The following is a 13074-nucleotide window of genomic DNA, read 5'->3' as shown; positions in this document are numbered from 1 at the left end:
GTTTCTTTTAAAAAAGCATACGTGTTTTTACGTAATATTAAACGTAAAGCTACTGTATACGTGCATATTACGTATTTTTTTTCTATAGAAATGGTTGTGGCCGATTGATAGGGAACCGCAAATCTCTACTGTAGTAATAGTTTCAATTTAGGAGATGACTGCCTGCTATTAACTGGAACTGCTGACTTAAAATCGCCAAAAAAAATATCATTAGCTTTGCGCCGGTAATTTTCTCTAAATTACATTTTCTATAAAAACCAATTATGGATATCAGTTTTAACATTAATGAGGATATAAACAAACAGCTTGTTTATGAGCTGAACACGAAGCTAAAAAAAGTACACCTGGGTGGTGGCGAGAAGGCCGCAGCCAAGCAAAAAGAAAAGGGTAAAATGCTGGCCCGCGAACGTGTAGCCTATCTTATAGATCAAGATAAACCATGGCTTGAAATAGGCGCTTTTACAGCTGATGGCATGTATGCCGAACATGGTGGCTGCCCATCCGGTGGCGTGGTATGTGGTATTGGTTATGTATCAGGCAGGCAATGTGTAGTGGTAGCCAACGATGCTACCGTAAAGGCCGGGGCCTGGTTTCCAATTACAGCTAAAAAAAATCTGCGTGCGCAGGAAATAGCTATGGAGAATCGCCTGCCCATTATTTATTTGGTTGATTCGGCAGGAGTGTATTTACCTTTGCAGGATGAGATATTTCCCGATAAAGAGCATTTCGGGCGCATATTTCGTAATAATGCCATGATGAGCAGCATGGGTATTATCCAAATTTCGGCTATTATGGGTTCCTGCGTGGCCGGTGGCGCTTATTTACCCATCATGAGCGATGAGGCGATGATAGTAGAGGGTACGGGCTCGGTTTTCCTGGCGGGATCATACCTGGTAAAATCAGCCATTGGTGAAGATGTGGATAACGAAACCCTGGGTGGCGCTACCACTCATTGCGAAATATCGGGTGTTACCGATTATAAGCAACCCAATGACAAGGCCTGCCTCGATTCTATCCGGAACATCATGAGCATGACCGGCGATTATAACAAGGCGGGGTTCGACAGGATCAAGCCATCTATCCCCAAATTAAATCCAAAAGATATTTACGGTATACTGCCCGATAACCGGGAGAAAGCCTATGATATGAGAGAGATCATTTTGCGCCTCGTTGACGATTCGGAGTTTGAAGAATATAAAGCGGGCTATGGCCAATCCATCATCTGCGGTTTGGGCCGTATCGACGGCTGGGCGGTAGGTATCGTAGCTAATCAACGCAAGGTGATCAAATCAAAAAAGGGAGAGATGCAATTTGGCGGCGTTATTTACTCCGACTCTGCCGATAAGGCTACCCGCTTTATCATGAATTGTAACCAAAAAAAGATCCCATTGGTGTTTTTGCAGGATGTTACCGGCTTTATGGTAGGCAGCAGGAGCGAGCAGGGGGGTATCATAAAAGATGGCGCCAAAATGGTGAACGCTGTTGCCAATTCGGTTGTGCCCAAATTTACAATAGTAATAGGCAACTCCTACGGTGCAGGTAATTACGCTATGTGTGGCAAGGCTTATGATCCAAGACTGATCTACGCCTGGCCTTCAGCAAAAATAGCTGTAATGGGTGGCAGTCAGGCCGCCAAGGTATTGGTACAAATGCAGGCTGCAGGTCTAAAAGCAAAAGGCGAAGAGGTGGACGACGTAAAAGAACAGGAACTGCTTAAACAAACCACTGATAGGTACAATTCACAAACCACGCCATACTATGCAGCAGCAAGGCTTTGGGTTGATGGTATCATTGATCCGCTGGAGACCCGAAAAGTAATCTCGATGGGGATAGAGGCTGCCAATCATGCTCCAATTGAAAGAGCATTTAATGTTGGGGTGATACAGACGTAGTGTTGCGTGTTGCGTGTTGCGTGTTGCGTGTTGCGTGTTGCGTGTTGCGTGTTGCGTGTTGAAAGAAATTGTCATACAATTTAATCAAAAATCCCTTAATCCTTTAATCTGTTTAATCCCGGTTCAGACAAAAATCCTGTAATCCTTTAATCTGTTTTGATCCCGGTTCAGACAAAAAATCGTTACGAATAACCAAAACCATGAATGTCACAATTGATGAACTAATAATACTTGCTGGTGGCGCTTTTCTTTCAGTTTGGGGGATAGGAAAGATAAGTGAACGCCGTAAACTGTTAAAAACGGGAGTGAAGGTGGAAGGGGTGGTTTTTCAGTTGGAGAAACTAACCAGCTTTGGTAAAAAACCTTCGACATTATATTATCCTGTAATAAGGTATGTAACGTTGGATAAAGAGTGGATTACAGAAAAATATGGTGTTGGTACCAATCCTTCAGCTTATAAGGAAGGGGAAATTGTTAAAGTTATTTACGATCCAGCCGATTACAAGCATTTCATAATAGATGATTTTATGAGTAAAGCCCTTGGCATTATATTAATAGCTGTAGGGGCCTTATTAATTATAGGAGTATTCATTTACTATATTTTAAATCAGTACCAGGCATTGTAAATCAAAAAACTCCCGGTGTGCCGGGTTTTTTCTTAATTTGTGTATCTACCCTGCTTTCCATATCTTGAGGCATGAAAAAACTGCTGGTCCTTTTATTGTTGTTTTCCTTAAAGCTTTCGGCACAAGATGCTTCTAAAATTCATCAAAAAGCAATCCTGATAGATACACATAACGATGTATTATCCAATGAACTGATCACTAAATTCGATCTCGGTAAAAGGCAAAGTGAGGGAGATTTTGACCTTGTTCGTGCTAAAGAGGGTGGTTTGGATGCACAGATCTTTTCCATCTGGTGTGGCGAAAATTATGGCAAGGGTACAGCTTTCGCTTTTGCTAACCGCGAGATAGATTCATTGTATGCCCTTATAAAGCGTAATCCGGATAGGATAACCCTGGTACATAACAGCGCCGAACTAAAAAAAGCGGTAAAGAAGAAAAAACTGGCAGCTATGATAGGCGTTGAGGGGGGGCATATGATTGAAGATAGGATGGATTATATTGATAGTCTGGCCAAACGTGGTATGATCTATTTAACCCTTACCTGGAATAACAGTACTTCATGGGCTACATCTGCACGCGACGAGGTTACCAAAAAAGACAGTCTGAAACATTTGGGGCTTACAGATTACGGCAAGCAGATAGTAAAGCACCTGAATGAGTTGGGTGTTATGGTTGATGTTTCGCATGTTGGCGAGCGTACTTTTTACGATGTGCTGGCTACCACCACAAAGCCGGTAATTGCATCACATAGCTGTGCCTACAGTATTGATCCAAGCCGCCGCAATTTAAAAGATGATCAGTTAAAGGCGTTGGCAATAAATGGGGGCGTAGTTTGCCTGAATTTTTATAGTGGTTTTGTGGATAGTACCTATTCGCCAAAGGTTGCGGTGTTTTTACAGCAACATAAAGCCGAGTTGGATTCGCTTACCAAAATTTATAACGACGGCGATCTGGCCAATATCAGGCTGAATGTCATGTATAAAACCGAATCGGATAAAATTCGTCCGCCTTTGAGTTTGCTGATCCATCATATAGATTACATTGTAAAACTGATAGGTATAGATTATGTAGGTATAGGATCAGATTTTGATGGCGCTGAATCCTATCCGTTAGGGCTCGACAGTGTTAGTGATTATCCGAAAATTACCGAAGAACTGTTGAAACTTAATTATAATAAAAAGGATATTAATAAAATTTTAGGCGGCAATGTGCTGCGGGTGCTGAAGGCTAATACGGGTAAATAATTATATTTGACCCAAACTTACTTTATCATGTTGAAATTTTTTAAAATGGCCATTCTTGGCCTGTTTATCTCGCTCAATGCAAGTGCCCAGCAACCTTATTTAATGTTTATAGATAAAGCCGGCAACAGGGTTGATAACAAGATATTAGCCAATTCATACATGGTTATAAAAAAGTTTGACGATTCGGCCTGGATGGTGAAGGAGTTTGATATGCGCGATACCATCATCAGCTCGGCATTTTATAAAGACGAAAAGTTAAGCATACCTACCGGCAAATATATATCCTATGAAAAGCGGACGCCGCTAAATGGGTTTGATATACAGAGAGATACATTGAATCATGTTAAAACCAGTGGTTACTTTTTAAACGGAAAGAAAACCGGCGAGTGGTATGAGTTTTTGAATGGAAAAAAACAATACCTTAAAACTTATAAAGACGATATAGCAAATGGCTTAAGCCAAACTTTTGAACCAACCACCGGCGCTGTTTTGTTGGAGGGGAATTACGTAAACGGAAAAAAAAGCGGCGAATGGCGTATGAAAACGTCCGAAGGTGCCGAACTTTATACGGATACTTATAAAAAGGGAAAAATGATCAGTCATGTTAACGCGGTTAGTGATTTTAAAAGCGCCGTAATGCCATTTGATTTGTACACCTATTTAAAGCGCAAAGCCCCCCTTTTTAAGACTCCTGACCACGCCGGTACACTTGTTCTTAATTTAAAAATTAGCGAAAAAGGTATTGTTACCGATGTAAAAGTAGATCAGACGGTTGATATTGATTTTGATGAACTTTTAGTAAAAGCATTTATGGAATCGCCAAAATGGAAACCCGCGGAATACAAAGGTGAAAAGATAGAGTCAACCTACAGGTTTACCATTAATATAGTAGATATGGTGAGGATTGTGGATATAATGAATTGATAGGCCCTCACGATTGGGACTGTGAGTTAAATTGTTTACCTATCACTGACCCATTCAATTGACTTTTTTTGTAAATTCGCATACATTTTTAAAGAATGACTCAAGAATTAGAACACGTAAAATGCCTGATCATTGGTTCGGGCCCGGCAGGATATACCGCCGCAATATATGCCTCAAGGGCCGATCTTAAGCCAGTAATGTATACTGGTTTATTAGCCGGAGGACAACTTACCCAAACTACCGATGTGGAAAATTTCCCGGGTTACCCTGAAGGTATCATGGGCCCCGAAATGATGGAAGATTTCCGTAAACAAGCCGAGCGCCTGGGTACCGAAATTCGTTTTGGTTATGTAAGCTCTGTTGATTTTACCAGTCTGCCGCATAAAGTTGTGGTTGATGAAGTGAAAACAATATTGGCTGATACCGTTATTATTTCAACCGGTGCATCAGCAAAATGGCTGGGTTTACCATCTGAGCAAAAATACAGTGGCTTTGGTGTTTCGGCCTGTGCCGTTTGCGACGGCTTCTTTTTTAAAGGACAGGATGTAGCCATAGTTGGCGCGGGTGATACTGCGGCAGAAGAAGCTACTTACCTCGCTAAACTTTGCCGTAAAGTATTTATGATTGTTCGCCGTGACGAGTTCCGTGCTTCAAAAGCAATGGTTCACCGCGTAAAGAACACCCCTAACATCGAGATATTATACAATACCGAAACCAAAGAGATTCTTGGCGATGGACAAAGTGTTACCGGAGTTAAAGTAATTAATAACGCAACCAACGTAGAAAAGGATTTAGATGTTAGTGGCTTTTTTGTGGCGATAGGTCACCACCCTAACACCGATATTTTTAAAGGCTGGTTACATATGGACGAAACCGGTTACATTATTACCCATCCCGGTTCAACAGAAACCAATGTAGAAGGTGTGTTTTGCTGCGGCGATGCACAGGACCATATCTATCGCCAGGCAGTTACAGCAGCAGGTACAGGCTGTATGGCCGCCATTGATGCTGAGCGTTACCTGGCAGCTAAAGAGCATGTGGTAACAGCATAAAACTTCGTTAAAAATTGCTTCCAATAAGGAGGCTTCTACAAATATTAAAAAAGGTCATTTGGTAACAAATGGCCTTTTTTGTTTTAAGTCTTTTCCTTTGTCGACACAGCAACGCAAAGGCGGAAGATCGGGATTATTAGGCAATCGCTATACTTTTGTTACAATCAAAAACTTCTTGTATTTTTTTAAAAACTTCTATATTCACCACTTAGTACCAACCTCATAATAAATATGTTAAAAAAAGCTTCCTTAATGTTGTTTGCATTGCTTACATCATTTACTATTGTTGTTAACGCGCAGGATAGTGACCCATATGCAGGTATCATCCCGGCACCCGTATCACTTAAAAAGGCACCCGGTAGCTTTGTACTGAGCCAGGAAACCAGTATTCAGGCCGATTCACCATCTAACAAAGCGGTGCTGTTTTTTAAAGATTACCTGGCCAATAGCCAGGCCTACAATAAGTCAATAGTATTAAAGGGAGCTGGTACCGCTTCAAACGTAATTACATTAACATCTGCCGGTACCGATAATTTACCCGCTGAAGGATACCGCTTAACCATTACCCCGCAGCAAATTACAGTTGCAGGTAAAGGAGCAGGCTTGTTTTATGGTGTACAAACCCTGATACAGTTGTTCCCTGCCGCAAGGGCTGCCACCGCTAAATTGCCATGTGTGCAGGTGGAGGATTATCCTCGTTTTGGCTACCGCGGAGCTATGCTTGATGTTGGTCGCCATTTTTTCTCGGTGGAGATGGTTAAAAAATATATCGACCTGTTAGCAGCCTATAAGCTTAATAATTTTCACTGGCATTTAACCGAAGATCAGGGCTGGCGTATCGAGATCAAGAAATACCCTAAGTTAACACAGATTAGCAGTATGCGTGCTCAAACCTTAATAGGAGGTTACCGCGATAAAACACCGCAACAGTTTGATGGTACGCCGTATGGTGGTTTTTATACCCAGGATCAAATTCGTGATGTGGTGAAATATGCATCAGAAAGATATATTAACATTGTGCCCGAGATTGAAATGCCAGGCCACTCACAGGCAGCTTTGGCCGCCTATCCGGAATTGAGCTGTGATCCGGGCAAAACCTATAAACCGGCGGAAACGTGGGGCGTATTTAAAGATATCTACTGCCCGTCTGATAAAACCTTTGCATTTATAGAGGATGTGCTTACGGAGGTAATGGCATTGTTTCCAAGTAAATATATTCACATAGGAGGGGATGAGGCACCTAAGGATGCATGGAAAAATTCAAAATTTTGTCAACAGCTTATTAAAAAATTAAAGCTAAAAGATGAGAACGAGCTGCAAAGCTATTTTATTCAAAGAGTTGAGAAATTTGTAAATTCCAAAGGCCGCAACATTATTGGCTGGGACGAAATATTAGAAGGCGGCCTTGCACCAAACGCTGCCGTAATGAGCTGGCGCGGGGAAGAAGGAGGCATAGCTGCTGCACAGCAAAAACATAATGTGGTGATGACACCTGGCAGCCACGGCTTGTATATTGACCACGGGCAGGGTAAACCCAGCCAGGAACCATTGAGTATCGGCGGTAATGAGCCTTTATCCAAAATCTACAGCTATGACCCAACGCCGGAAGCTCTAACTCCCGAACAAAAGACATACATCATGGGCGTGCAGGCTAACCTATGGACGGAGTATGTAGCAACCGACGCCAAAGTGGAGTTTATGCTGTTGCCGCGATTGATGGCGCTATCGGAAATAGCATGGTCGCCACTGGCAAATAAAAACTTTAAAGATTTTTCAGAAACACGTCTGCCATCGCACCTGGCCTGGTTGGATAGGAATAATTTAAATTACCATGTTCCGGTGGCTATAGGAGCTAAAGATACCGTGATGATAGGCAGTCAGTTAACTGTAAATCTAAAATCGCCGGTTGATGGTGCTAAAGTATACTATACTATTGACGGGTATACCCCCCGCGAAACCGACCTGGAGTATCATGTGCCTATGACCTACAATGTACCTATTGATCAATATCGCGAACTGCAGACCCTGGTAATTACTCCATCTGGTAAACGGAGTAATGTTACCCGTACGCTGGTTTACAATAAAGCGCCTTTTGCGCCCGTTAGTAATACAAGCGATATCCCCGGCCTAAAGTTCCAATTATTTGCCGGTACATTTTCTGGTACCAGTCAACTGGTTAATTTACCGGTTGCCGATAGCGGTGTAATTAAAACCTTTAATACAGCAGATTTTAGGAAAAGTAAAGGAAAGTTTGGTGTAATTTACAATGGATTTATTAATATTGAGGTTGATGGGAATTATGGCTTCTCTACATTATCAGCCAATGGATCTGTTTTATTAATTGATGACCAGGTAGTTGTTGATAATGATGGCAAACATGCGATAAACGAACAATTTGGTGCTGCGCCTTTATTGAAAGGATATCACCGTTTCACTTTAAAATATGTAGATGCCGGCGGAAACAATACTTTAAAAGTATTTATATCTGCACCCGGTAAAACAGCTGCCGAATTAACACCCGAAGTACTGAGAAATTAACAGAACTATATACAAGTAATGATCAGGAGACTTTATTATATAACTTTTTTAATAGCTGCGGCCGCGGCCATAACAAGTTGTGGCGGTAATCAAACCAAAACAACAAGTGTACAGCCGGCTTCTAAAGCGACACAATTGATGGGCCCGTTTCGCTACCATAAAATGATAGAGGTATCGCCGGGACAGAGCTATGATGTATTTAGCTGGGGGCGTGGTTCGCAGGAGGCGGGGGCATTTTTGATTCTGCATTCAGATTCATCGGCTATAAAGTACACCACTACTACCGGCGATTTGGATGGTAATATTATTGATGTTTATAATGCTGATATGGACGTGGATGGTAATCCCGAGATATTGATACAGGCAAAATCAAAAGATACCATCAATCATACCAGTATCTACGCGTTTGAGTTTAATGATAACAAAGCTAATAAACTGGATTTCCCCAGGCTGAATTCATCTCAGCGTAAGGGCTATCGTGGCGATGATAATTTTTATATCCGCGATGGTAAACTGATCCGCGAGTTTCCGATATATGATGGTACCGGCAAACAAGCCAAATTAACCGGTGCCAAACGCCAGTTGGAATACGGCTTAAGCAGAAATGAGTTCACTGTTAAGCAATTGAGCAAAGATTCAACAAATGTGGCTTCAAAAGCTACGGAGAGTGTAGCTGCCAAGCCTGCTGAAACCAAGCAAAGTGCTTCTAAATCTGAAAAGAAAAGCTCTTCATCTAAATCAAGTAAAAAGAAAAAGCATAGGCGGCATAGGGATTAACCTGATTTAAATTGAAATTAAAGGAGACGTATCATTTGCGTCTTTTTTTGTTTCTAACCTGTTAAATTAAACTGATCATTTCTTTTGCGTTTTTCACGCCAACGGCATCATAATCGTTATTAAAGTAAAACCAGGCTTCTTTTATATCTATATCGTGCTGCACTGCGTCGATCACTTTTTGCAGGAATTCCATAGAATATGGCGACCGATATAAGTTGGGAACTCCATGAAAACGATAATATATAACCGGCGTATTTTTTATCACATCATCTGGTAAGTTAGGGTGACTCATACCGGAAAAGCTGATATTATGTTTACGAAGGCTTTGGTAAACATCGGCATTCCACCAGCTTGCGTGGCGCATCTCTACTATATTTTTAAATGTTGGATTAAGGCTGTTGATTATCCTGTCAAGCCTTTCCTCGGTATAGTTATAGCTGGGTGGCAACTGAAATAATACAGGGCCAAGCTTTTCCTGCAGACCATTATTGATGGTATCGTAGAAGCTGCTGATCAGATCTGCAGCTTCTACGAATTTTTTATAGTGAGTTATGGCCCTTGGCGCCTTTACCGCAAACCTGAAATCAGCCGGGCTTTTGGCGTACCAGTTCTGCAAAAAGGAAAGCTGCGGGAAGCGGTAAAAAGTAACATTAAGTTCCAGTGTTTTAAAATGCTCACAATAATAATCAAACCACTTACGCTGGGGCAGGTCTTCAGGGTAAAATCTGCCTTTCCAATCCTTATAATGAAATCCCGAACAGCCGATGTGCCAAATCATAATTGTATTTATTATAAAATGCTGCGGTAACCGGTTTTGTTTGGGCAAATAAATTCCTTGCTGGTTTAAAACCGCGGTTCCTTATGCTTTCGCTGCAAAAACCTTCCTTACTACCCCATTGATCTTCACGTTAACATACCGTGGTTGTACCGAAGTAATTTTATAGCTGATCACCTTCCCATCTTTCCATTTAAAGTTGACTGTGAAATTGCCCCGGGCTTTTAGTCCCTTAATTTCGCCGGATGCTTTCCAGTTATCGGGGATGGCGGGTAGCAGGTCAATAAAACCCGCATGGCTCTGGATCAGCATTTCGGCAATGGCCGCGGTGCCGCCAAAATTTCCATCGATCTGGAATGGCGGACCGGCTGATAACATGTTAGGATATATGCCGCCGCCGTCGCCATAATTCATATTAGTGGCCAATGTTGGACTAATAAGCTGGTTAAATAGCTTGTATGCTCTTGTACCATCATGCAGGCGTGCCCACCATAGCATTTTATGGGCGATTGAGAAGCTTGGACCGTCATCACCGCGTGCTTCCAATGTTTTTTTGCTGGCCTCGGCAAGGTCAGGTGTGCTTTCAGGGGTGATCAAGGCAGCAGGGTACAAGCCATAAAGATGCGATATGCAACGATGGTGAGGTTCAATCTCTTTATAATCTTCCAGCCATTCCTGGATACGCCCGTCTGTTTTAGATATCACACCCGGAGGAGGCAGCCTTTTTAATTGTGCCTGCAGGGTTTTCCTTAATTCGGGATCCTTACCCAATACTATAGATGCAGTTATTACATTATTAAAAAGCTCCCTGATGATCTGGTTATCAATAGTTGGGCCCATACATATACTGGCATGGTTGCCGCTTCCATCCGGAAGGTAAAAGCCGTTTTCGGGCGATGATGATGGCGCGGTAACCATCCAGCCGGTTTTAGGGTCATTAATCAACATGCTGTTATAAAACTTGGCAGCACCTGTTAAAATGGGGTAGATGTCCTTTAAATAGGCTTTGTCGTTGGTGAAATCATAATGCTGCCATAAATTATCGCACAACCACCCCGAACCACACTTGGTAATGCCCCAGGATGCCGATTCGCCGGGCTCGGTAAAGCCCCATATATTGGTGATCACATGCGCCACCCAGCCATCGGCATTATAGTAGGCCTTGGCGGTACGTTCGCCAGGCTTTACCATGCCCTTTACCAGTTCGGCAAGTGGTAAATTAAGTTCAGATAGGTTTGATACCTCTACCGGCCAATGGTTCATTTGTACATTAATATCCAGGTGATAGTCTCCCGTCCATGGGGTAACTAACTGGTTGGCCCAAAGGCCCTGGAGGTTTGGTGGCAACAAACCTACACGTGTGCTGCAAATGCTCAGGTAACGGCCAAACTGGTAAAATAATACGGGGAAGCTATTATCTGATGATGGATTTTTATGAAAATTGCTGAGCCTTTTATCTGTTGAAAGATCGTTATCCGTACCGCCCAGGTTGATATTAACCCGGTTAAAAAGTTTTTGGAAATTGGCAATATGCCGTTGTTTTTGTAAGGTATAAGGCTTTTTCATAGCGGCAGCCATAAGGCGCTGCACGGTTTCTTTATAAGCAGGGTTTTTAAGATCGGTTGCTGTAGATATATAAATTATTACCTCGGTAGCATCCTTCACCTCCAACGTGTTAGCAGTTGATCTGATACTGCCGCCTTTCAGTTGCGTTTTAACCTGTGTTAAATATTGCATTCCTTTACCATCAATACCATTATCTAGCTGGCCATTCATTTGCAGGGTATTGCCTTTAGTGGTGGTAACGGCCCTTTCAGGTCTGTTGATGCCGATGCTGAAATTCAGCATACCGGGTTTATCGGCAGTTATTTTAATGATATCCACATCATCATCAAAACTGGTAAAATATTCTTTTTTATAGGTTACTCCATTAACTTTATAGGTAGTTGTGGCAATGGCATTGTTTATAGAAAGTTCGCGGTGGTAGTTATCATACTTTACAACACTATCGGTTGCGCCTTTGTAGTTAAAGTTCAACAACAAATTGCCCAGTATTTGGTAGCAGCCATAATTAACCCCGGCTGAACCCAGACCTTTACATATAAATGATTTATCAATAATGGCCTGGGCCTGGTCGTTTTTGCCTTCTAAAAGCAGTTTACGAATCTGGGGAAGATTTTTATAAGCTTCGTAATTATTGGCATCCTGCGGCGCGCCACTCCATAAGGTGATGTCATTTAATACAATAGTCTCTTTTTTTACACCACCATCCGGCATCATCCCCAGTCGGCCATTACCCAGTGCAAGGGTTTCTTCCCATTGGGCGGCAGGTTTATCATACCATAATTTTAAAGGTTTTATTTGCGCCGATGACCATAAAGGCAAGCCGCAGGTTAAAAACAGCAGTGGTTTAAACAATAGTTTTTTATTCATAAAATTATCTCAGGTTATAATTGATCTTCGGGTTTGCATCTTCATCCGGGCAAAGCATCGGTTTTTATAATGGATAAAATTATAACTGTGAGCAGGGGATAGAAATAGACGAAACTTGTATTAAGATGGATAATTTCAGGGAAATAACAATTGTACTATGGAAATCGCGTTTGAAATTTCCAAATTTAAAACGCGGACGTCATGCCGATTTATTTCGGCATCCCACAGGATATTCACACCTGCCAGGTCGCCGACTTGTCTGTTGCAAACTTTCCCCGTACTTACTTGCACGTGGGGTGCCGAAATAATTACCCATGACGTGTTTGTTTCATACCAGGCAATCGGCTCTGTATGCTGGCAACGACTCACCCCGCCGGTCCGCCCTTCGCGGATGGCGACCCTCCTATGTTTGTTATCAAATGATAAATTAGATTAGCAGAATAAAAAGTGAAAGGAAATGAGAGCAGACGGCGACCCCAACAACCATAAGGTATGTTCAGAGAGAGAGACTACCTCATTTCCTTTTACCCTTTAGAGTTTGAACAGAATGTAAGGAATATTGCGTAGCGATATATCCAGGATATCCAACCAGGAGAGCAAACGAAGAAGGGTTATTCACTTTTGATATATTATTAATCAAATTAAGTGATGACAAAGATTTTAAAACAGGTAGCCGGTATTGACGTGGCACAAGATGAACTGGTAGTCTCTTTAGGGCGGGTAGATCAATCCCTTTGTAAAGAAGTTTATGCTTATAAAACATTTGCCAACAAACCATCAGGTTTTACCGCGTTATTGGTGTGGATAAAGAAA

General features: G+C 42.1%; 9 protein-coding genes. 7 read left to right on the top strand and 2 right to left on the bottom strand.

The genetic code is table 11. From position 1 onward, the window contains the following. Positions 1 to 263: 263 nt before the first annotated feature. The 7 genes from AC1D0K_RS29630 to AC1D0K_RS29600 all read left to right on the top strand — a co-directional run bounded on the left by AC1D0K_RS29630 (position 264) and on the right by AC1D0K_RS29600 (position 9053). Complete coding sequence (locus tag AC1D0K_RS29630; RefSeq protein ID WP_477392566.1) at positions 264 to 1892, top strand: acyl-CoA carboxylase subunit beta; 1629 nt, start codon at positions 264 to 266, stop codon at positions 1890 to 1892. Positions 1893 to 2092: 200 nt separating this feature from the next. Continuing rightward, positions 2093 to 2518, top strand: coding sequence for a DUF3592 domain-containing protein (locus tag AC1D0K_RS29625; RefSeq protein WP_477392564.1), 426 nt, complete (start codon positions 2093 to 2095; stop codon positions 2516 to 2518). A 71-nt stretch (positions 2519 to 2589) separates the two neighbouring features. After that, on the top strand, positions 2590 to 3762 hold the full coding sequence (locus AC1D0K_RS29620) for a dipeptidase (protein WP_477392562.1): 1173 nt from the start codon (positions 2590 to 2592) through the stop codon (positions 3760 to 3762). Positions 3763 to 3789: 27 nt separating this feature from the next. Further along, entirely contained in the window at positions 3790 to 4686 is an 897-nt protein-coding gene (locus tag AC1D0K_RS29615; RefSeq protein WP_477392560.1) for an energy transducer TonB, read from the top strand. Between the two features lie 95 nt (positions 4687 to 4781). After that, a complete protein-coding gene (gene trxB / locus AC1D0K_RS29610; RefSeq protein WP_477392558.1) occupies positions 4782 to 5738 on the top strand; it encodes a thioredoxin-disulfide reductase in 957 nt (318 codons plus the stop codon). A gap of 231 nt (positions 5739 to 5969) precedes the next feature. Further along, complete coding sequence (locus AC1D0K_RS29605) at positions 5970 to 8276, top strand: family 20 glycosylhydrolase (RefSeq protein ID WP_477392556.1); 2307 nt, start codon at positions 5970 to 5972, stop codon at positions 8274 to 8276. An 18-nt stretch (positions 8277 to 8294) separates the two neighbouring features. Beyond that, positions 8295 to 9053 carry a hypothetical protein gene (locus tag AC1D0K_RS29600; RefSeq protein WP_477392554.1) on the top strand — a complete coding sequence of 253 codons (759 nt, stop codon included), beginning with the start codon at positions 8295 to 8297 and terminating at the stop codon, positions 9051 to 9053. Positions 9054 to 9114: 61 nt separating this feature from the next. On the opposite strand, the gene AC1D0K_RS29595 is transcribed toward AC1D0K_RS29600, so the two are convergent. Both AC1D0K_RS29595 and AC1D0K_RS29590 read right to left on the bottom strand, forming a co-directional pair. After that, a complete protein-coding gene (locus AC1D0K_RS29595; protein WP_477392552.1) occupies positions 9115 to 9831 on the bottom strand; it encodes a DUF72 domain-containing protein in 717 nt (238 codons plus the stop codon). Positions 9832 to 9912: 81 nt separating this feature from the next. Next, a complete protein-coding gene (locus tag AC1D0K_RS29590) occupies positions 9913 to 12261 on the bottom strand; it encodes a glycoside hydrolase family 95 protein (RefSeq protein WP_477392550.1) in 2349 nt (782 codons plus the stop codon). Between the last annotated feature and the right edge of the window lie 813 nt (positions 12262 to 13074).

It is taken from the genome of Mucilaginibacter sp. P1_A3 (assembly GCF_056406855.1).
The sequence above is the reverse complement of the archived record's forward strand: the minus strand, read 5'-3'. Positions and strand labels throughout refer to the sequence as shown.

Bases quoted from the DNA above. Each gene is read 5' to 3' on its own strand.
- AC1D0K_RS29605 (WP_477392556.1), top strand. From the start codon at position 5,970: ATGTTAAAAAAAGCTTCCTTAATGTTGTTTGCATTGCTTACATCATTT.
- AC1D0K_RS29590 (WP_477392550.1), bottom strand. From the start codon at position 12,261: ATGAATAAAAAACTATTGTTTAAACCACTGCTGTTTTTAACCTGCGGC.
- AC1D0K_RS29620 (WP_477392562.1), top strand. From the start codon at position 2,590: ATGAAAAAACTGCTGGTCCTTTTATTGTTGTTTTCCTTAAAGCTTTCG.
- AC1D0K_RS29625 (WP_477392564.1), top strand. From the start codon at position 2,093: ATGAATGTCACAATTGATGAACTAATAATACTTGCTGGTGGCGCTTTT.
- AC1D0K_RS29630 (WP_477392566.1), top strand. From the start codon at position 264: ATGGATATCAGTTTTAACATTAATGAGGATATAAACAAACAGCTTGTT.
- AC1D0K_RS29615 (WP_477392560.1), top strand. From the start codon at position 3,790: ATGTTGAAATTTTTTAAAATGGCCATTCTTGGCCTGTTTATCTCGCTC.
- trxB (WP_477392558.1), top strand. From the start codon at position 4,782: ATGACTCAAGAATTAGAACACGTAAAATGCCTGATCATTGGTTCGGGC.
- AC1D0K_RS29600 (WP_477392554.1), top strand. From the start codon at position 8,295: ATGATCAGGAGACTTTATTATATAACTTTTTTAATAGCTGCGGCCGCG.
- AC1D0K_RS29595 (WP_477392552.1), bottom strand. From the start codon at position 9,831: ATGATTTGGCACATCGGCTGTTCGGGATTTCATTATAAGGATTGGAAA.